Source organism: Flavobacterium antarcticum DSM 19726 (genome assembly GCF_000419685.1).
Lineage (GTDB): Bacteria > Bacteroidota > Bacteroidia > Flavobacteriales > Flavobacteriaceae > Flavobacterium > Flavobacterium antarcticum.
In genome coordinates this window covers 32,970-55,093 of sequence record NZ_ATTM01000001.1, presented here as the reverse complement: position 1 = coordinate 55,093, position 22,124 = coordinate 32,970, and the positions used below count along the sequence as shown (strand labels likewise).

The window sequence follows — 22,124 nt, the reverse complement described above, 5'->3', positions numbered from 1 at the left end:
TATATTGTTACTGATTAATTAAATATTTTGATTCTAAGTATTTCTAACTTTTACGTGATATTGAACGTTAGGTTTTGTACCAACATGCTCCAATAAATGATACATTCTATCATCTTCAAGCAATTTAGCAACCTTACTTTCTTTATCATTTATGTCTCCAAATACCATAGCACCAGAAGAACAGGCTGCCGAACAAGCCGTTTGGAATTCGCCATCTTTGATCACTCTTCCTTCACGTTTCGCTGTCAAAATAGTCAACTGTGTCATTTGAATACACATTGAACATTTTTCCATAACTCCTCTTGAACGAACGTTCACATCAGGATTCAATACCATACGACCTAAATCGTCGTTCATGTGGTAGTCAAATTCATTGTTTTTGCTGTACAAGAACCAGTTGAAACGACGTACTTTATACGGACAGTTGTTGGCACAATATCTAGTACCTACACATCTGTTGTAAGCCATTTGATTTTGACCTTGACGACCGTGCGATGTTGCAGCAACAGGACAAACTGTCTCACAAGGTGCGTGATTACAGTGCTGACACATTACAGGTTGGAAAGCAACTTGTGGATTTTCTGAAGCATGCTCCAATTGACCAAATCCACCTAGCGAACCTTTATCACCAAACAATCCATCAAAACCATCTTTCTTTTCATTATCACCTTCGAAAGTTGTTTCAGAAGAATAATAACGGTCAATACGCAACCAGTGCATATCTCTACTTCTTCTAATTTCCGATTTTCCAACTACAGGAACGTTGTTTTCTGCATGACATGCAATTACACAAGCTCCACATCCTGTACAAGCATTTAAATCAACTGATAAGTTAAAATGAGGTCCTATTGAACGGTCAAAAGACGTCCACAAATCTACTTCAACTGCTTTTACTGGATTGTGATCTAACGATACCATCGGTTGGATGTTCCACTCTTTAGCATCTTTAGTATTGAAAATTTCTAAAGTCGTTTCTTTAATAATATCTCCACGACCCATCAAAGTTTTCTGCAATTGAACACAAGCAAACTCGTGATCTCCTGCCGTCTTTTCAATAGATACTGATTGTACGTTATTAAAGTTTTTATATAAAGCGTAAGCATTAACACCTACTTGCATTTCTTCTTTTAAAGCTGCCTTTTTACCATAACCAAAAGCCAATCCGATTGTTCCGATTGCCTGACCTGGTTGAATAATAACTGGAATATTTTCCAATTTAACTCCATCAACAGTCAAAGTCACATAACTACCGTTCAAACCTCCATTAGCAACATGGAAGTTCACTAAATCTTTTGCTTCAGCATCAGCTTTAGAAACCGTTACATAATTGTCCCAAGACACACGTGTAATAGGATCCGGGAACTCTTGCAACCAAGGATTGTTTGCTTGTTGACCATCACCTAAACCTGTTTTAGTATAAAGAACCAATTCCATCGGTACTTTTACAGCAGATTGTGCTAAAGCAGACGCAGCTGAACCGAAATCTGCAGAAGCAGTTCCAATTGTTGCAGGCGTACCAACAGCAAAACCATCATGAACGATTTTATTCCAACTCATACCTGAACTGTAAGTTCCTGAATTTGCTTTTAAATAATCGTAATACGAAGTTTGATTTCCTGTCCAATCCAATAAAATTTCTTGCAATTGTTTCGTTTGCTTGAATAAAGGATTGATTGTTGGCTGTGTCAATGAATACGTACCTTTAGTAAGCATCAAATCATTCCAAGACTCTAAATAATGGGTTGTTCCAATTGCGATTGTAGAAGCTAAAGCTGTTTCATCTTCTTTAAGCGTAATGGATACGGAAAGATTTGCTTTCTTTAATCCATCTACGAACTCTTTTGCATTTGGCAAAGAATAAGCAGGATTCACTCCACTCATAATTACTGTATGAACACTTCCCGCTTTTAAGTCGGCTAAGAATTGATTCATCATTTCATTAGAACCTTTTCTAATTTGACGAATTCCTGCTCCAACAGAAGCTTCACTATTCAAAGCACTGTTAATAGCCAAAACTAATAACTGTGCATTTTTATCTTCAATTCCACAAACTACAAGTCCTTTAGAACCTGAAGCTTTTAATTGTTGAGCTGCTTTATTAACTTCAGCTTCGAATTTTTTATCTAGACTTACTGAAACATTTGCTCCAGTAACCACATTGTATATGTGAACAAGCGCTAATTTTTGCTGAGCAGCAGTCATTGCGATACGTTTGTCAGCAGCAGCACCCGCAAGAGACATATTAGACTCAAACTGAAAATGCTTAGACATCTTTCCATTTCTTGGAACACGCCCTTTTGCATAACCCGCATCATAACCACCACCTTGCCAATCTCCTAAGAAATCAGCACCAATACCAACAATAGTATCTGCTTTGAAAAAGTCATAATCAATCAAACCTCTCTCGCCATAAGCTGCTTGAAAAGCATCTAAAGCTGCAGAAGAAGAAACTGCATCATAAACTACATGTTTCGCAGTAGAATTCGCAGCGATAAACTCACCAACTAGCTTCTCAGTAGATGGACTCGCTAATGTATTTGTTAGCAAAACAACTTGTTTACCTTGTGCTTTAGCATCTGCTAAACTTTCTTTTACCTTCGTATTTACCGTATTCCAAGAAGCAGTTTTACCTTGCATCTTTGGTTCCTTTAAACGTAAACTGTCGTATAGCGATAAAATTGAGGCGTGAACGCGTGCATTTGCAGAAAATTTTGCTCCTTCTAATGTGTTGTTTTCTATCTTAATTGGTCGACCTTCTCTTGTTTTTACTAAAAGATTAGCAAAATCAAAACCGTCAAACATAGAAGTTGCGTAGAAATCCGCAATCCCAGGAATGATTTGTTCGGGTTGAACTACATAAGGAATAGATTTGATTACCGGACCTTCACAAGCTACAAGCGATGCTGCAGCTGTACTGAATCCAACGTACTTTAAGAAATCACGACGCGTGGTTGAAGACGCTGCTAATGTTGATTCATCTCCTAGAAATTCATCCGTAGGAATAGCTTCAACAAATTCGTTATTTCTTAACGCCTCAACAATAGAGCTATCTTGATTTAGCTCCTCAACACTTTTCCAGTATTTTTTGTTTGATGACATTTTATATAAATATTAGCTTCTTAAATTATTTAATTTTTACGACAAATTGTCGACAGATCAATCGTTCTTAGATTATCCGACTTTTAGTAATGGCATTTTCCACATTCCAATCCACCCATTTCTGCAGCAGTCAGTTTGTCTTTACCATATTTCTTAGCCAATTCAGCGTGGATTTTTTCGTAATATTCATTACCTTCCATTTTCACGTTCGTCTCACGGTGGCAATTAATACACCAACCCATTGTTAACGGAGCGAATTGTTTCATAATTTCGTAATTCTCTACAGGTCCGTGGCATTTTTGACATTCTAAACCAGCAACATCAACGTGTTGTGAGTGATTAAAATACACGAAATCAGGCAAGTTGTGGATACGAACCCATTTAACTGGTTTCGTTTTACCTGTATATTTCTGATTGTCTTTATCCCAACCTACTGCATCATATAGTTTTTGAATTTCAGCTGTGTAAAATTCTTTACTGTATTCAACATACGTTGAATCCGGATCACCAGAAAATTCAGCAATACTTTTATGACAGTTCATACAAACATTTAATGAAGGAATTCCTGCATTTTTACTCGTACGAGCTGCTGAGTGACAGTATTTACAATCAATACCATTTTCACCAGCGTGAATTTTATGTGAATAGTGAATAGGCTGAATCGGAGCGTAATTCTGATCAACACCAATCTGCATCAAATAACCATAAACTACCCAAGCTCCAGAAAGCATTAATAAAATTACAGTTACTAAAACTAAAAATTGATTCTTAGCATACGCTTTCCATATTGGCATTGTCGGCTCTTTATGAATGGCCTCAATTCCGTTTGCTTTCACAATTTTCTTAAGTACGCTGCTTACTAAAAACAACATAACTACAAGAATACCCATCACCAAAGCTAGAGCACCCAAGATAACAGCGTTTGAAACACCAGAACCCGAATCCGCTCCACCACCTTGAGCAGCTGCACCAGGTGCGGCAACTGTAGGAGCTGGCAAAGGTTCAGCAGTGTAAGCCAAGATGTTATCTACATCTTCTGCAGACAATTGAGGATAAGGAGGCATAATCGCCTTATTATTATCTTCAAAAAGTTTTACAGCAGCAGCGTCACCCGACTTAATCATCGCTTGACTGTCCTTAATCCAGGTATGCAACCATTCACTTGTGTGACGTTCAGTTACACCTCTCAAAGCTGGACCGGTCATCTTAGCATCTAACTTATGACAAGCCGCACAATTTGCATTAAACAATGCTTTACCAGCCGCCGCATCTCCTTCTTGAGAAAATGATTTAGCGGAAAATGTTAGCATTACTGCTAAACTCAATAGTAAAATTCTAGAAATCGAATTATGGTTACCCACCTTTTTCATATTTAAAAATGATTATCGACTAATTACGGTATGGTTTTTTCTATATGGATTACAGTCAAAACCCTATAAGGTCATTTATATTTTGCACAAAAATACGACTTATGAACTATTATCAAAACCTTAAATATATCATAATACTTAATTTATAACAGTTCTAAATAAATTTATCTTTTCCCAATCAAACGAATATCTGTACATTTGTTTAAAATACATGAAGTTATGATCAAAAAGTCCACACAACTGCAATTAATAATAACCGTTTTAACAGCTTTATCTGCAGGAAATGCATTCGCTCAAACAAGCAAAACAACGCTTTCACAAGACCAAAAATTTGAGCAATTGCTAAATGAAAAGCGAAAAATCAATCCTTCAATAGGAATGAACGAAGGATACAAGATTCAAATTTATAGCGGCGACAGCGAGAGCACAAGACGGGAATTATCACGGTTTAAAACCGACTTCAATTACATAGATGCGACCGTCATTTTTAACACGCCAACGTACAAAGTATGGGCCGGTAATTTTAAGTCGAAAATTGACGCACACCGTCACCTCATAGAGATCCAAAAGAAGTATCCGAACTCCATTGTGATTAAGCCCAGTAAATAATCAAATCTCGTAACGCACAAAAAAAACCGATAATCAATGATTATCGGTTTTTTCTTATACTTGAATGTAAGTTTACTACTTCAATTTTTTCTTAACTGCCACTTCTTGGAATGATTCAATAATATCATTTTGCTCGATATCATTGTATCCTTTAATTTGGATACCACAATCATAACCTTTAGCAACCTCTTTCACATCGTCTTTAAAACGCTTCAATGCGATCAATTCACCTGTGTGAATAACTACACCATCACGTATTAAACGCATTTTTGCAGAGCGGAATATTTTACCATCCGTTACCATACATCCTGCAATAGATCCCACTTTCGATATTTTGAAAATCTCTCTAATTTCAGCAGTACCCGTAATCTCTTCCTTCATCTCTGGAGACAACATACCTTCCATGGCATCTTTCAATTCATCAATTGCATCGTAAATAATTGAGTAGTTACGGATGTCAATTTCTTCCTTGTCTGCTAATTGTCTTGCATTTCCAGCAGGACGAACATTAAATCCAATGATAATTGCATCTGATGCAGAAGCCAACATTACGTCCGTTTCTGTAATTGCACCAACTCCCTTATGAATAATGTTGATTTGAATTTCCTCCGTTGAAAGTTTCGAGAACGAATCAGACAATGCTTCCACAGAACCATCAACGTCACCTTTCAAGATAATATTCAATTCTTTAAATTGACCTAACGCAATACGTCTTCCAATTTCCGCAAGAGTAATGTGTCGTTGTGTTCTAACAGATTGCTCACGCATCAACTGTGTACGTTTTGCAGCAATTTGTTTCGCTTCGCGCTCTTCGTTGTATACTGTAAATTTATCTCCAGCAGTTGCCGCTCCATCTAATCCCAATACTGATACAGGTGTTGATGGTCCAGCACTCATAATTACGTTTCCACGTTCATCATGCATGGCTTTGATCTTACCGTGGTGTTTTCCAGCCAACATGTAATCTCCGACATTTAATGTTCCGTTTTGAACTAAAATAGTTGAAACGTAACCTTTACCTTTATCTAAGAATGCTTCAACTACAGTTCCTGTAGACAATCTATTTGGATTCGCTTTAAGCTCTAAAATCTCTGCTTCAAGCAATACTTTTTCTAATAATTCTTTTACACCTGTTCCTACTTTCGCAGAAATATCATGCGACTGAATTTTACCTCCCCAATCTTCAACAAGTAAATTCATACCTGCTAAACGTTCTTTAATCTTTTCTGGATTAGAGTTAGGCTTATCAATTTTATTAATTGCAAAGATAATTGGCACTCCAGCTGCTTGAGCATGACTGATTGCTTCTTTAGTTGTAGGCATGATATCATCATCCGCTGCAACAACGATAATGGCGATGTCGGTAACTTGTGCTCCACGCGCTCTCATTGCTGTAAAAGCCTCGTGACCTGGTGTATCTAAAAATGCTATTTTTTGCCCGTTGTCAAGTGTTACTCCATAAGCACCAATGTGCTGTGTAATTCCACCTGATTCTCCAGCAATTACATTTTCCTTTCTAATGTAATCCAGTAAAGATGTTTTACCGTGATCCACGTGACCCATTACCGTAACAATAGGAGCTCTACCTCTTAGATCTTCTTCCGCATCAGCAACTACCTCTAAACCTTCTTCAAGTTCAGTTGTAATAAACTCAACTTCGTATCCAAATTCATCAGCTACAATTGTCAATGTTTCTGCATCAAGACGCTGGTTCATAGTTACCATGATTCCTAGTGACATACAGGTTCCGATTACTTTAGTAATTGGCACATCCATCATAATTGCAATTTCACCAACGGTAACGAACTCAGTAACTTTAATAGTTTTACTTCCTTCATCAATCGCTCGTTGCTCATCATCTGATTTCTGACGGTGCGTATCTCTCTTATCTCTTCTGTATTTCGCAGCTTTAGATTTACCACCTTTTCCTTGTAGCTTCTCTAAAGTCTCGCGAATTTGATTCTTAACTTCTTCTTCTGTTGGCTCAACTTTCGCAACAATTGCAGGACGGTTTCCTTTAACAAAACCTGGTCGAGCACTACGATTTACAGAACCTGGTGCATTTGGAACAATCTTATTGGGATTTGGTCCACTTCCTGGAGGACGTACCGTTCCTGGTTTAGTTGGGATTCTCTTGCGTTTGTTTTTATTTGCAGCAGCGTTTGCAGCAGCAGAACCTGGTTTATTAGGCGTGATTTTTGGCTCTTCCTTTTTCTTTTTAGGTTTGTCAAATTGAGACAAGTCAATTGTTTTACCTGTAAAAGTAGTTCCTGAAAGTTGCACATATTTTGTAGCAACTGGTTCATCATCAACAGTAGCTTCACCTTCTGCAGTCTTCACTGATGCAACCGTAGTTTCTTTAACTGCAGCAACTTCACCAGCTTTCTCTGCTTCCGCCTTAGGCACTTGTGGCACTTCAGCTTTTGGAGTCGCCACTTTAGGAGCTTCCACTTTTGGCTTTTCAGCTTTAGGAGCTTCTTGTTTTGGCGCTTTTTCAGTTTTCTCTTCCTTTTTAACTTCTGCTTTTTCTACAACAGCTTCTGCCTTTGGTTTTTCAACCGCAGCAACTGGAGCAACAACCTCAGGTTGTTTCTCAACAGCTTTTTCAACTGGAGGAGTAACTGGAACCGACTTTTTAGGATTAAGATCGATGGAACCCACTTTTTTCAAACCTACTACATTCGCTTTAGCTCTGATGACTTCTTGTTGCTTTTGACGCTCCTCGTCCAGCTTGCGTTTGTCTTCAATTTCTTTTTCGCGCTCCAATCGCAAAGCTTCTTTTTCTTTTCGCTTTTCTTCACTCACTTCTAGTGAAGCTTCTTTTTTCCCCTTGTCGCCAGCAAATTGATTTTGCAGGATATTAAATTCCGCATCAGAAATTTTGGCGTTTGGATTTGCATCAATAGCAATGCCTTTATCCTTAAGATAATCAACCGCTCTTTCTAACGAAATATTAAATTCCCTTAAAACCTTATTAATTCTTATTACTCTCTCTTCAGACATAAAAAACTTTTATTATACTCTTTTTTGTTGTGTTGGTGTAAGTTAAAACCTACTTAGCTATTGAACTCATCGTTCAATATTTTCATTACATCAAGAATGGTTTCTTCTTCAAGATCCGTTCTTCTTACTAAATCATTTACATCTTGCTTCAAGATGCTTCTTGCGGTATCTAAACCGATTTTAGCAAATTCTTCAATTACCCACGCTTCAATTTCATCCGAAAACTCTGTCAACTCTACATCGTCTTCTTCTTCGGCTACGTTACCTTCTCTGATAACATCAAGTTCGTAACCGGTCAATTGTCCCGCTAATTTTATGTTGTGTCCACCACGGCCAATTGCTTTTGAAACTTCTTCAAGCTTCAAGAACACTTCAGCACGTTTATTTTCTTCATCAATTTTGATTGAAGAAACTTTTGCAGGACTTAACGCTCTTGTAATATACAACTGTGTATTTGTTGTATAATTAATTACGTCGATATTTTCGTTTCCTAATTCACGTACAATTCCGTGAATTCTAGATCCTTTCATTCCCACACATGCTCCAACTGGATCAATACGGTCGTCATAAGAATCTACTGCTACTTTTGCTTTTTCACCTGGAATTCTAACTACGTTTTTAACCATAATCAAGCCGTCAAAAACCTCAGGAATTTCTTGTTCAAACAATTTCTCTAAAAACTTCTCAGAAGTTCTAGACATAATAATTTGAGGTTTGTTACCTTTTAATTCCACATTTTCAATGATTCCACGAACGTTATCTCCTTTACGGAAAAAGTCAGATGGAATTTGTTTTTCTTTTGGAAGAACGATTTCATTTCCTTCATCATCCACTAATATTACAACTCTTGGACGTACGTGGTGTACTTCCGCCGTATAAATTTCACCAATTAAATCTTTAAATTGCTTGTAAAGATTGGTGTTATCATGCTCATGAATTTTAGAAATTAAGTTTTGGCGTAAAGCCAAAATCGCTCTTCTTCCTAAATCAATCAATTTTACTTCTTCAGAAACTTCTTCGCCAATTTCGAAATCAGGCTCTATTTTTCTAGCGTCAGTCAAGGTAATTTCAAGGTGATCTAAATCCAAATCGTCATCTGCAACAATTACACGTCGCTGCCAAATTTCCATATCTCCTTTATCTGGATTAATGATAATGTCAAAATTATCATCAGAACCAAATTTCTTTTTCAATGCATTTCTAAATACATCTTCTAAAATTGCCATAAGCGTTACACGATCAATGAGTTTGTCGTCTTTAAACTCTGAAAATGATTCGATTAATGCTATATTCTCCATATATTAAAATATTATTGTAACGATTGCTTCTTTAATCTCATTATAAGGAATTTCCTGTCTTTTTTGAACAGTTTCCTTTCCTTTTCCTATTTTTTTCGGCTCCCGAGCTTCCCATGAAAGAACAATTTGCTCTTGGTTTGCTTCTTCTAATTTAGCCTCAATAGTGGTGCCATCTTGTAATTTTACAATTAACATCCTACCCACATTTTTTATATATTGGCGAACCATCTTTAATGGCGAACCCACTCCAACGGAAGCTACTTCTAATGAAAAGTCTTGTTCTTCTCTGTCTAAGTTTTGATCAATTGAACGACTCACATCAATGCAGTCCTGCAATTGCACTCCATTATCACCATCCAAAGTTACGATAATTTTGTTTGCATCCGTAATGGTTACATCAATCAGAAAGATCGAAGGTTTATCTTCTAATCCTTCATTTAATAAATTTAATACTTTTTCTTTGAATGTCATAATTTTATAAAAAGAGGGAAGCACTGCTTCCCTCATTATTAACTTTTAAATAAATAACGGTGCAAATATAGTGATTTTTTTATAAATCAAAAATCATTGTGTCGTCTAAAAATTATTCCTACCTTTAATTCATCAAAATCAATCTATTCAATTAAACCTTTTTACCCTTTTTTTATGAAAAGAATCTTAGTACCAACCGATTTTTCCGAACACGCAAGATATGCTTCAAAAGTTGCTGCACAAATCGCTAGAGAAAACAACGCTGAAATCTATTTATTAAACTTACTGGATTTGCCTTCGCACATGAACGATGCCGTAAGTAACGGTGTGAATATTCCTGAAGTGATGTTGTATTTAGCTAAAACAAGAGAGCGATTAGCAGAACGATTAGAAGACCCTATCTTCGACGGATTAACTGTTCAGGCAGATGCGAGATTGGAACGCGCTTTTGACGGTATTGTAAAATACAGTACTGAAATAAATGCAGATCTAATTGTAATGGGCTCACATGGAACTTCTGGCTTCCAAGAAATGTTTATTGGATCAAATACGGAAAAAGTAGTTCGTTCTTCTGATATTCCGGTGATCATTATCAAAAGTGAAATGGAAGAGTTCAAAATTGATAAATTCGTTTTTGCTTCTGATTTCTCCGATAAAATTAAAAAACCATTTAACAAACTAGTGGAGTTTGCAAATATATTTGATGCTAAACTTGACTTGGTCATGATCAATACACCAAATAGCTTCAAAACAAATGATGTTGCAGAGAAAATCATGCAAAACTTTGTCAGCGCGAGTGGCGTTCCGTTAAAGAATTACAGCTTGCATATTTACAACGATGCAAATATTGAAAAAGGAATTATTAATTATGCCAATAGAACGAATGCAGATTTAATAGGAATTGCAACACATGGCCGAACTGGATTAGCTCATTTCTTCAACGGAAGCGTTAGTGAAGACATCGTGAATCATTCTGTTAAACCTGTAATTACTTTTAAGATTTAAATTATTCATCTCTACACTGAATAGCTTTAGCACGAGCTAAAGGTCTTATATAAAAAAAGCGCTTAATTAATAATTAAGCGCTTTTTTAGTATTGTGAAGAATTACAAACTTTCAAAATCTTGTCGGTTGTAAAAGTTATCATCAAACATAATCTGACTTCCGTCAGGCTGTTTCCGGTAACTGTTGTAAGAAGCAACTTCATATTGCGTATTGACTAAGAATCCTTTTGCAAACCGTTTGGTCTTTGCAAAAGTTTCGTGATTAATTTCGGTTGTAATCACGTCTTTTCTATCGCGGCTAATTGTAACCATCCCAATTGGAATAATCAAATGATTTTCGCCATCTTTATTTAAGAATTCATGAATGCCATCTGAAGATTTACCATAAACATCATGTCCCACTTCAATAATAGAAGTATCCACTTCAATATCTAAATAAACCACTCGTTCTGCAGATTTACTTACTAGAAAATCATCTACTTTACCTACAACGCGACCATCTACATCTTTAACATCCCATCCTCTGACATCAGCATAATCGTCCGCTACTTTATAATCAGAAAGTTCGTTTAAGTAAAATAAGTCTTTTTTATCTTTGTCCATAATCTTTAGTTTTTAAGTTTTTTATCTATTCATTTTGTCTAATAAATCAGCAGCATCATCAAAAAACGCTTTGATCTTTTCTTTTTGATTCAAAGCCAATTCTTTTACATTTATCGCTTGCGAAGCCATTTTTGCTTTGTCCGCTTCTGCTTGTAAATTTGGAAATTTCGCTTTTTGTAAATTTTGCAAAACAGTACTAATCATATCCGTTGCCATCTTGATGTGATCTGCATGATCGGTTGCTTCTGGATTTTTAGTAATTGCATCAGCATGTTCTCTGGCTTTGTCTAAATCCATTTTCGAATCGAAATCTGTTTTTGCAGAAACTTCTTCAGTCGCCGAAATCAACTTATTTAAGGCTTCATTAGAATATTCATGATCAAGCGTCATGTTTCCGTCGTCGTTTTTGACAAATGCTACGAATGCAGCAACACCCATAAGATTAGTGTCGTCTCGGTTATTTTGCATTTCGGTTTGGTCTACAATTGTGTCATTTGTGGCAGTAGTTCCGTCCGTAACCACAGCTGTATCTTTAAAAAACAAGAAGTACACAGCCAAAGCAAGTATTAGTAGTCCAACAATCCAAGGCCAAATCGGCGCCTTTTTTTCAATTTTAATTTCTGCCATAATAGTAATATTTATTGGTTATTAAATAGTGACCAACTCTAAAACAGCTTAGAGTAAATCTTTTAGAACCATAAAATTACAGTGCATCACAAAAAAAAGTCTTACGAAACTTTAGAATAATATTATAATCAGTTCGCTTATGAAGAAAAAAGGAGGCCAATTATATTTGAATATTAGAAAAAAACTAAAGCCCTATTATTCTGTTTTTTAGCAAGTTGAAGTAAATGTGTGTTGTGCTAATTTTTAATAATCAATTTTAAAAACACATCTAAAAGCATACAATTCCTAAAAAACGAAAGTATTACAAACGAAAAAAGTCTATAATTTGTTGAATTTCAACATCTTATAGACTTTTAAAAGTTGGTCTACTAGGACTCGAACCTAGAAAGACTGCACCAAAAACAGTTGTGTTACCATTACACCATAGACCAGCTTGCTTATTGCGAGTGCAAATTTAAGACAATATTCATATCAACCAAATTTTTTAGCAAAAAAAATTAAAAAATTATTTTTATCATTTCATTACACAAAAAAGCATTTTCTTTGTAACTGAAATTTTAAACAAAAATCGTACGAAATTATGACGGAATTTAACTTTAAGAAGTGGAACACAATTACAGGATGGGTGGCATTTGCTATCGCACTTGTGACGTTTTCTTTAACGGTAGAACCCACTTTAAGCTTTTGGGATTGTGGAGAATATATTTCGACTGCTGCTAAATTAGAAGTTGGCCATCCTCCGGGAGCTCCTTTATTTCAGATGATTGGTGCGTTCTTTGCCATGTTTGCTTTAGATAATTCGCAAGTAGCATTAATGGTCAACATGATGTCCGTTTTTTCAAGCGCGTTCACTATTCTTTTTATGTTTTGGTCCACGTCTCTACTTTTGAAAAAATTAATTTCACAATTTACCACCGTAGATAAAGACAACTCCATTGCTATTTTAGGAAGTGCATTTGTAGCCGCTTTGGCATTCACATTCTCAGATAGTTTTTGGTACAATGCGGTTGAAGCAGAAGTTTATGCAATGGCATCGTTGTTTATTGCGGTATTATTTTGGCTGGGATTGCGTTGGGAACAAGATATGGACAAACCGAAAGGCAACAAATGGCTTTTGATCATTTCACTCGTTGTTGGTCTTTCATTCGGAGTGCATTTCATGGCGCTATTAACCATTCCTTCTATCGGATTTTTATATTATTTCAAACATTACAAAACAATTACGGTTAAAAATTTCATTATTGCGAATATAGTAGTCGTATCGGTTTTGTTATTTATTTTCAAATTATTACTTCCATTAACGATGGGATTCTTCGGACAATCCGAAGTCTTCATGGTAAATAATTTAGGCTTGCCTTTTAATTCAGGAACTATTTTCGTTACCGTTTTATTAATTGCTTTCTTCTATTTCGGATTAAATTACACTAGAAAAAAGGGTCAAATTCAACTGAATACGTTACTTCTAAGTATTTTATTCATCTTAATTGGTTTTTCAACTTGGATGATGTTGCCAATTCGTGCGAATGCAAATGTGGTTATTAACGAAAACCGACCTTCAGATGCTCGAGAAGTTTTGGCTTATTACAACCGGGAACAATATGGTGTAAATCCTCTTTTCTACGGTCCACAGTTTACGGATGTTTATGCAGGTTTAGACCCAGAAAATCCGTATTTAGACAAAGCACCAAATTACGAAAGAGATTATAAAACCGGTAAATATGTAATTGTAAATAATTACAAAAATGCAGTCCAAAACAGCGACGACAGTCAAAAAGCATTTTTGCCAAGAATGTGGAGTCCGGATCATGCGGCAAATTACATGACCTTTACAAAACCAGTAGAATTTAGATTAAATCCGGAGTATGCTCATGAAAAAGAGCTGGTTCAAATTGTAAATGAATTTAAAACGGCTTACAATCAAAATCAGATTGATACGGACGGTTATCATAAGTTTTTGAAAGCCTACAGCGAATATTTAATTATCGAAAAACCTTCAATGGGTGATAACTTAAAGTTCATGGTTGAATACCAGTTTGGTTATATGTACATGCGTTACTTGCTTTGGAATTTTGCCGGAAGACAAAGCGACAATCAAGGTAAATACGACAGCGTGGATGGAAACTGGATGACTGGAATCACCTTTTTTGACGAAATGCGATTGGGTTCACAAGACAATTTACCATCTGATGTATTGAACAATAAAGGACGTAATTTATATTACGGAATTCCATTCCTATTGGGATTGTTAGGATTAATTTACCACGCTAATAAAGACTTGAAAAGTTTTTATGTTCTTTTAGTATTGTTTTTATTCACAGGATTTGTATTGAAAATTTACTTAAACGAGCGCCCTTTTGAACCTCGCGAAAGAGATTATGCTTTAGTAGGTTCCTTCTATATTTTTGCAATATGGATTGGCTTTGGCGTATATGCTTTGTATGAAACCGTTAAAAATTGGCTGCAGCCAAAAATTGCTGGACCAATCGTCATCGCATTGTCTTTATTAGTAGCTCCTGTTTTAATGGCTTCTCAAAACTGGGATGACCACGACCGTTCTGATAAATATACAGCACTAGCAATGGCAAAAGCCTACTTGAGTTCTTGTGAACCCAATGCGATTTTATTCACTATTGGTGATAACGACACCTTCCCACTTTGGTATGCTCAAGAAATTGAAAATTACCGGACAGACGTTAGAATTGTAAATACAAGTTTGTTTATGACCGACTGGTATATAGACCAAATGAAAGCAAAAGCTTACGAATCTGAACCTTTACCAATTTCATTTTCACACCATCAATATGTGGGAGATAAACTTGATTATACCGTTCATAAGCCTTTGACCGAAGAACGTTGGGACATTAAAGATTTTATCAAATTTATCGCAGATGATGATCCTAGAGCGGTAATTGATTTGCAAAACGGTCAGAAAATCCATTTCTATCCGACGAACAAATTGCGAATTCCTGTAAATAAAGAAGCAGTTTTGGCAAGTAAAACGGTTTCTGCTAAGTACAGTGATTCTATAGTTCCGTATATTGATTTAGACATTAAAGGACAAGCGTTGTACAAAAATCGTTTAATGATGTTAGATATCGTGGCCAATAACAACTGGAAACGACCTATTTATTTTACAGGAGGAAGTTTTGGTGACGAGGATTACATCTGGATGAAAGACTATTTGCAATTAGACGGAATGGTTTACAAATTAGTTCCTGTGAAAAACTCCCTTGATAAAGCACCAAGTCCGTTAGATATGGGTCAGATTGATTCTGACAAAATGTTTGACATCGTAATGAAATGGGATTGGGGAAATAGCGAAAGCACTACTATTTACCACGATCCAGAAACACGTAAAAATAGCATTACCTACCGTACAAATCTCGCTCGATTGATGGAACAATTAATCAATGAAGGCAAGACTGAAAAAGCGAAGGAAATTATTGATTTAGCAATGAACAAGATGCCTTTGGAACAATTTGGTTACTACACCATGTTGGAACCATTTGCAGCTGGATATTATGAATTAGGCGAGAAAGAGAAAGCACGTAAAATTTTGACGCAGTTGATTGTCAAATACCAAGAAAATCTGAAATATTACAATACGCTAAAATCAAATGAACAAAACAACCTGTATGTTGAGATTGTAACCGGAATTGAGCGTTACAGAGACTTATTGTCCATAATGAAAGACAGAGGCGATAATGCGTTTTACGAGTCCAATAAGACCACATTTAATACCTATAACAAGATGTTTGAACGCTTCAAACGTGATATGGAGTAAGCCTATTTACATTAATTCTAGAAAAGCAGCGGTTCAATCAATCGCTGCTTTTTTTTTACCTTTACAAAAACCATACAATCACATGAAATTCTATTGGGTCAAAACACATTGGATCATCAAAAAAATCTTCTCTGGTTTTACTTGGAATTTTCCAACAACCAAGAAAATAGTTTACCTTACTTTTGACGATGGTCCAACACCTGAAGTAACGGATTGGACTTTGTCCATTTTAAAAGAATACAATGCTCAAGCTACATTTTTTTGTATTGGTGCAAACATAAAAACTAATCCGGATCTTTTTAGTAAGATTCAGCAACACGGACATACGATTGGAAACCATACGTACAACCACCTCAACGGATGGCATACAACTACCCAAGAATATATTGAAAATGTAGATTTATGCGAAAATGTGATCAAAGAATTTTCTGTTGGAAATAATTCAGATATAAAATTATTTCGCCCGCCTTACGGCAAATTAAAACGCAGTCAGTTTAAATTACTCAAACAAAAAGGATATAAAGTAATAATGTGGGATATTTTAAGTGCGGATTTTGACACGACTATTTCGCCAGAAAAGTGTGCTGAAAATGTGCTAAAAAACATTCAGTCCGGAAGTATTGTCATTTTTCACGACAGTTTAAAAGCGTCTAAAAACTTAAAGTTCGCTTTGCCAAAAACATTGGATTATTTACAAAAAAATGGCTTCGAAATGAAGGCGATTAAATTTGCTCCTGAACCAAACTAATGATTGAGTTTGCATCTAATTCTCCCGCTTGACGCCACATCATCTGACCTGATTTGTAAATCATAAGTGTGGGAACACCTTTAATTCGCAACGCATCAGCAAGCTCTTGATTTTTATCAACGTCTATTTTAATCACCTTCGCTTTGTCTCCTAAAGCTGCAGCAACATCACGAATAATTTCGTGCATCGCAACTGATTGTTCGTTCCATTCCGTATAAAAATCGATTAAAACGGGAATTTCTGCGTTAATTAATTCTCCAAATTTTGACATAAAATTGAAAATTTATTAGGGTGTACAATTACAAATGTACTATTTTTCGTGAATTATGCTACACTTGTGCCTTTTTTTAGTTCAATAACCGTAATTTCTGGCATAATCCCTACTCTTCCCGGATATGCATGAAAGCCAAAACCGCGGTTTACATAAACGTATCTTCCAACATTTTCGTATAAACCAGCCCACTGTTTGTAGACATACTGAACAGGACTCCATTTAAAAAAGCCAGGAATTTCAATACCAAATTGCATTCCGTGTGTGTGTCCCGAAAGTGTCAATTGAAAATGCTTTGCATCGTCTTTTACCTGATATTCCCAATGTGATGGATCGTGACTCAATAATATTTTAAAATCTTGAGCGGTCAAACCTTCTGAAGCTTTGCGTAAATCGCCCGCTTGCTTGAAGTTTTTCCCCCAGTTCTCAACTCCTACGATCGCTAATTTTTGATTGTCCTTTTCAATAAAAGTATGTTCGTTTAGCAAAAGTTTAAAATCAATAGCACCATATAAATCCTTAATGGCTTCAAAATTTTCGTCTTTTTGCTTTTTATTTGGCCAAGTTACATATTCCCCATAATCGTGGTTTCCTAAAACGGAATATTTACCATATTCAGGCTGCTTGATTCTTTTAAACGTTTCAATCCAAGGATGCATTTCTTTTGCATGCGTGTTGACAATATCTCCCGTAAATAAAATTAAATCCGTCTCTTGCTCATTAATTAATTCAATGGCGTATTCAATTTTTTCATGATTGTCAAAGCTTCCACTGTGAACATCTGATATCTGTGTGATTTTAAATCCGTCAAAAGCATCGGGCAAGTCGGGAAAGAATACTTGTTGTTTGATTACTTTGAAATTATATTTCCCTTCAAAAATTCCATAAATCAAGGATGCAAAAGGAATTGCGGCAATAACTAAAGCTATTTGGCTCACAAATTTTCGTCGTTCTGGAATATAGCTCGACGGATTGTCGTGTTCTACGAAGTAATTGGTCAAACCTCTTATGAGTCGAAATAAATCTTCACCAAACATAAAAATCGTCAAGAACATTTTAGGCACATAAACGACTAAAAGTAAACCTATCGTCATCAAGGATTGCTTGTTTTGCCCAACCGAACGATCAAATTGTGAAAACGACCAAATCAAATAAACCAATACAATGGCACTGATGACTTCATAAGAAACCAAAAGCCAACGGGTTTTAATTAAAGTTCTAAACGCTTGAAATGCGTAAATTTCTATAAAGACGATAACGACAATTATGAATAACCAACGAAACATTTGCATCAATTTTTAGCAAAATAACAACATAACCAACGGTTGTAAGGTTTAATTACGAAAATTTTAACGACTGAATAGCACTTGATTTTACAATTTAAAATCTTCGAGTTTCTGATACAGTTTTGCTCTTCGTTCTGAAGAAATAGACAGTGTTTCGCCGTTTTCCATAATCACCATTCCGCCATCCTGCTTTAGAATTTTAGTAATACGAGATAAATTGACAATATGACTTCTGTGAATGCGGAGGAAATTTCCCATTGCTTCTAAACGCTCAAAATCTGATATTTTTTTTGCAATTGTAATTCGGTGCTTGTCCACTGTGTAAAAGTGAGTGTAAGATCCATCTGCTTTTAAGTACAGAATGTCGTGTAATTCAAGCAAAGTAATCCCGTCTCCCGTATTCAAAGCCACTTTTTTATCAAATGGATTTTCCATATTGTTTTGGAGTGCTTTCAGTTTGTCAAGATCATTATTATTTTCCATTACTTTATGCAACGCTTTTTGAAGCGCATCCACACGAACGGGTTTTAAAATATAACCTACCGCTGAAAGTTCAAAAGCGTTAACGGCATATTCGCTAAAAGCGGTTACAAAAATGATTTTGAAGTTGATTTGACTTTCGTCAAAAAATTTCAGCAATTCTAAACCTGAATAACCGGGCATAGAAATATCTAGAAAAACAAGATCAGGCTTGTATTCATGAATAGCAGTTACTGCGGAAGGAACGTCTTTACATTCGGTCACAATGTTGATCTCCTTAAAGTTTTCCTCTAGAATTCCTCTCAGGGATAAACGGGCATTTAATTCGTCGTCTACAATAATTGCTTTCATAAAATACTGTTTTTAATTGGATTTGAAAAGTGGCTACTATATTAAGAATTATTTCAATAAGGTTGTTAAAAAAGTATGAATTTTTATCGGTCTAAAAGCGGAATGTATATTTTAATTCGCGTTCCTAATGCTTCCTCGTCACTTCCTTTCTTATCAATAACTTCAATATCAATGGTAATATCAGTGGTTCTGCTGATTAATTTGATTCGATTGTCAATGGCTTTTGTCGCAAAAGAAATATGCTTTTTAATCTTCTGGTTGATAATTTCCGACGCTTTACGTCCTATTCCGTTATCGTCAATCGTAAAACACCAAACATCGTCAAAGAGTTCTGCCTTTATAGTTAAGGTTTTTAATCCACTTTTATGCATCAGACCGTGCTTGATCGCATTTTCGACAAAAGGCTGAATGATCATGGACGGAATTGTATAGTCGCGTAAATCAATATCTTCCGGGAAGGAAATCGTGTATTCAAAATCTTCTTCAAAACGCGCCTTTTCTAAAGACACATATAAATCAATGGTCTCAAATTCTTTCTCAATGGTGACTTCATTTGAATCCGACGTATCTAAAATACGCCGCATCAAATCCGAGAATTTACCTAAATAGTCACTTGCTTTACTTTTTTGATTGGAATAAATAAGTCCTTGAACCGCATTCAAAATATTGAAAATAAAATGTGGATTCATCTGCGAACGCAAAGCGGTTAATTGCGACAATGCCAATTGCTCTTTTAACTCCTCACTTTTACGGGTTTTTACCACAGCCCAACGGTATACAAAATACATTAGGGCCAATATCAGCAAAATTATAATGGTCAAAAACCAATTTTGCAACCAAAAAGGTTTTGAAATTTCAAAGTTAATTTCCTGAATTGGCGTGTATTTTTCGCCTATTTTAATATTGATTTGGAACTTATAAACACCTGGATTTAGCGATAGAAAGTTAATATTCTTCATCGCGGATGACTGATTGAACCATTTGTCATCAAGCCCCAACAGTCTCGAACGATAAGTATAGCTCCCTAAACTTTTGTAATGAATGGTATTGAATTTAATATTGATGTTATTTTCACTGTATTCCAGCTTCACCGTATTTTCAATATTCCTTCTTTTACCATTGACTAAAAAATCAGTAAAATTAAAATTAGGCAGACTCGTCTCATCGAGTACTTTTTTATCAAAATAGAAAATACCTTGATCTGTCGCTAACGCCACGATTGATCCGTAGAGCGTCAAGTCATTAATGGTAATTCCTTTAATACATAAATTTAATTGGGCATTCTTTACACGACTTGTCTTAATATCATAGTAATCAAAACCTGTTTCTGTGACAATCCATATCCCCGAATTGTCTTTTTCAATTCGCCTACAATTATTGTCCGAAAGACCGTTCTTTACAGAAATATGTTTTATGATCTTTTGGTTCTTTATTAAAAATAGTCCTTTTTGAGAGGAGGCAATCCACATTGATCCATCGCCGTTTTGCAACATTGCAACAGCTATGATTGCCTCTCCATTTTCTGTTTTAAGTTCGCTTTCATTTCCCGCTTCATCATAAACATAAAGTCCGTCAATAAACCCAAAAAAGTACTTCTGTTCCACATTATTATAGAATACAGATCTCGCCCGCTTATCACGAAGCACCAATGTCTTAATTTTAGTAACACCGTAATCTATAATTTTATACCTGTTCTTTGGATTATCAAAATTGGGTATTTTTTTTAAATCCCTAGAAATTAATCCTCCAAATGTAGGACTGGCAATCAGTAAATTCCCTTTACGATCCAACTCAAGCCCTTTTCCATAATAATTGATATTAGAAATAAGCTTGGTGTTTTCTTGTTTAAAAAAACCGTAATTGGTCAGAATCGTGTCGCCAATAAAGTTGATGAATTCAATATTATTGTCCCACTTTGTATCGTAAATCTGAATCATTTTTCCCCAAGGAGTTGTTTCTAAGATCCGACCGTCATTTGTACCCACATAGTAATGTCCGTTTTTCGCTTGGGCAATTCGCGTATAACTCATTTTCTTTTTCTTCTCAGGCAATTCTACTTTCAACTCGAATATTTTTCGATTGGGCAATAAGAACAAACCTTCGTCAAGACTACTAATCCAGTGATTGCCTTCTAAATCTTGTACAATATCAGTGACGCGAACATCTTCTAAAAAACCAGCTTTAAACTCCTTTTTTGACTCATTATACTCATAAATACCATTATTCGTGCAAAGCCATAGATTGTCTTTAGTAGCCGACAATCGATTAAAAAATGTACTTTTTAAATCGGGAAGTGTGACCTCGATAATATCACTTCCAATAACGCATTTAGAAGAAAGCAATCGGTAACTGTAGGATAACTTATGTTTAAAAATTTCTAAGGTTTTTTGTCCAATTGTCGTATTTTGCTTTTTAATTAAGCGATCATTCTGAAAAATGTAGTTTGTACCGCCTGAAGCAGCATATAATTTTTGACTTTCCCGGTCGTAGATCATTGATATAAAATGCTCTCCGTCTTTGATTTTATAAATTTGATTGAATTTTCCATACCTATACGTATAAACCGCGTCCTGTGTTAAAATATACATCGCGTTTAATCCTATAGAAAAATCTACTAAATTTCCCTTGGTTTGGTCCAACAGATTTTTTACATTTTTATCAGGAATCAATTTCCCATCGTTCACATAGAACAATTGATTTGCAAAATTTTTACACCAGATTTTACCCGAAAAATCCTGTTGAACCCCACTTATTGAATTCCCTAAGCTTTCCTCAATTTCCATTTGTTCAAAATGAACGCCATTATAAGTAACTAAACCTTTGTCTGTACCTAGATACAAAAGTCCATTTCTGTCTACAAACAAGTCATAAACAACATCAGTAGGCAATCCATCAAGAAAAGAGATCTTTCGGGTAAGTGGTTCTTGTCCAAAACTTTTTTCAGGAAAAAAAGAGGTAGTTAGCAAAAGAAGCAACACTAAGTTAGCAAGCAAAGTAGGTATCGAAAAATTTAATTTCACACAAAAAAATTTAAACCATAAAGTTACTTAAATAACGGTTTCAAAAACACGTACTAGAAATTTAGCTGAAAAATAGTTTTAAAGCAACTTCGTTACTTTT

Annotated in this window: 15 protein-coding genes and 1 tRNA gene; 4 read left to right on the top strand and 12 right to left on the bottom strand. The window is 35.5% G+C overall.

All coding sequences use genetic code 11. The features are described 5' to 3' along the window. Window positions 1–33 precede the first annotated feature (33 nt). Both YWA_RS0100290 and YWA_RS0100285 read right to left on the bottom strand, forming a co-directional pair. The gene (locus YWA_RS0100290; protein ID WP_022826491.1) at window positions 34–3,099 is read right to left on the bottom strand and encodes a TAT-variant-translocated molybdopterin oxidoreductase; all 3,066 of its coding nucleotides are present in this window, start codon (window positions 3,097–3,099) and stop codon (window positions 34–36) included. An 83-nt stretch (window positions 3,100–3,182) separates the two neighbouring features. After that, window positions 3,183–4,469, bottom strand: coding sequence for a cytochrome c3 family protein (locus YWA_RS0100285; protein ID WP_022826490.1), 1,287 nt, complete (start codon window positions 4,467–4,469; stop codon window positions 3,183–3,185). 219 nt (window positions 4,470–4,688) lie between these two features. On the opposite strand from YWA_RS0100285, the gene YWA_RS0100280 reads away from it, so the two are divergent. Further along, window positions 4,689–5,078, top strand: coding sequence for an SPOR domain-containing protein (locus tag YWA_RS0100280; protein ID WP_022826489.1), 390 nt, complete (start codon window positions 4,689–4,691; stop codon window positions 5,076–5,078). 75 nt (window positions 5,079–5,153) lie between these two features. Here the strand turns inward: YWA_RS0100280 and infB are convergent, their stop codons facing one another. Genes infB through rimP form a run of 3 tightly spaced genes read right to left on the bottom strand, consistent with a single transcriptional unit; the run spans window position 5,154 to window position 9,850 of the window. Next, window positions 5,154–8,081 (bottom strand): translation initiation factor IF-2, encoded by a 2,928-nt coding sequence (gene infB / locus YWA_RS0100275; protein WP_022826488.1) that lies wholly within the window; start codon window positions 8,079–8,081, stop codon window positions 5,154–5,156. 53 nt (window positions 8,082–8,134) lie between these two features. Further along, window positions 8,135–9,379, bottom strand: coding sequence for a transcription termination factor NusA (nusA, locus tag YWA_RS0100270; RefSeq protein WP_022826487.1), 1,245 nt, complete (start codon window positions 9,377–9,379; stop codon window positions 8,135–8,137). 3 nt (window positions 9,380–9,382) lie between these two features. Beyond that, window positions 9,383–9,850, bottom strand: a complete 468-nt coding sequence (gene rimP, locus YWA_RS0100265) for a ribosome assembly cofactor RimP (protein WP_026718469.1) — start codon at window positions 9,848–9,850, stop codon at window positions 9,383–9,385. A gap of 174 nt (window positions 9,851–10,024) precedes the next feature. Between rimP and YWA_RS0100260 the strand changes: the two genes are divergently transcribed. Then, on the top strand, window positions 10,025–10,855 hold the full coding sequence (locus YWA_RS0100260) for a universal stress protein (protein ID WP_022826485.1): 831 nt from the start codon (window positions 10,025–10,027) through the stop codon (window positions 10,853–10,855). A gap of 101 nt (window positions 10,856–10,956) precedes the next feature. On the opposite strand, the gene YWA_RS0100255 is transcribed toward YWA_RS0100260, so the two are convergent. The 3 genes from YWA_RS0100255 to YWA_RS0100245 all read right to left on the bottom strand — a co-directional run bounded on the left by YWA_RS0100255 (window position 10,957) and on the right by YWA_RS0100245 (window position 12,515). Further along, a complete protein-coding gene (locus YWA_RS0100255) occupies window positions 10,957–11,457 on the bottom strand; it encodes a PRC-barrel domain-containing protein (protein WP_022826484.1) in 501 nt (166 codons plus the stop codon). 21 nt (window positions 11,458–11,478) lie between these two features. Then, the gene (locus tag YWA_RS0100250) at window positions 11,479–12,084 is read right to left on the bottom strand and encodes a hypothetical protein (protein WP_022826483.1); all 606 of its coding nucleotides are present in this window, start codon (window positions 12,082–12,084) and stop codon (window positions 11,479–11,481) included. Between the two features lie 360 nt (window positions 12,085–12,444). Next, window positions 12,445–12,515 (bottom strand) — tRNA-Gln (locus YWA_RS0100245). A gap of 149 nt (window positions 12,516–12,664) precedes the next feature. On the opposite strand from YWA_RS0100245, the gene YWA_RS0100240 reads away from it, so the two are divergent. After that, window positions 12,665–15,868 (top strand): glycosyltransferase family 117 protein, encoded by a 3,204-nt coding sequence (locus YWA_RS0100240; RefSeq protein ID WP_022826482.1) that lies wholly within the window; start codon window positions 12,665–12,667, stop codon window positions 15,866–15,868. Further along, on the top strand, window positions 15,840–16,616 hold the full coding sequence (locus YWA_RS0100235) for a polysaccharide deacetylase family protein (protein WP_316928388.1): 777 nt from the start codon (window positions 15,840–15,842) through the stop codon (window positions 16,614–16,616). Before YWA_RS0100240 ends, YWA_RS0100235 begins: the two co-directional genes overlap by 29 nt. On the opposite strand, the gene YWA_RS0100230 is transcribed toward YWA_RS0100235, so the two are convergent. The 4 genes from YWA_RS0100230 to YWA_RS0100215 form a co-directional block, all read right to left on the bottom strand. Beyond that, the gene (locus YWA_RS0100230; RefSeq protein WP_022826480.1) at window positions 16,591–16,887 is read right to left on the bottom strand and encodes a thioredoxin family protein; all 297 of its coding nucleotides are present in this window, start codon (window positions 16,885–16,887) and stop codon (window positions 16,591–16,593) included. The two genes, YWA_RS0100235 and YWA_RS0100230, sit on opposite strands and share 26 nt — an antisense overlap. A gap of 53 nt (window positions 16,888–16,940) precedes the next feature. Continuing rightward, complete coding sequence (locus YWA_RS0100225) at window positions 16,941–18,173, bottom strand: metallophosphoesterase (RefSeq protein WP_026718467.1); 1,233 nt, start codon at window positions 18,171–18,173, stop codon at window positions 16,941–16,943. A gap of 87 nt (window positions 18,174–18,260) precedes the next feature. Next, window positions 18,261–19,004 (bottom strand): LytR/AlgR family response regulator transcription factor, encoded by a 744-nt coding sequence (locus YWA_RS0100220; RefSeq protein WP_022826478.1) that lies wholly within the window; start codon window positions 19,002–19,004, stop codon window positions 18,261–18,263. Between the two features lie 83 nt (window positions 19,005–19,087). Next, complete coding sequence (locus tag YWA_RS0100215; protein ID WP_022826477.1) at window positions 19,088–22,024, bottom strand: sensor histidine kinase; 2,937 nt, start codon at window positions 22,022–22,024, stop codon at window positions 19,088–19,090. Window positions 22,025–22,124 lie beyond the last annotated feature (100 nt).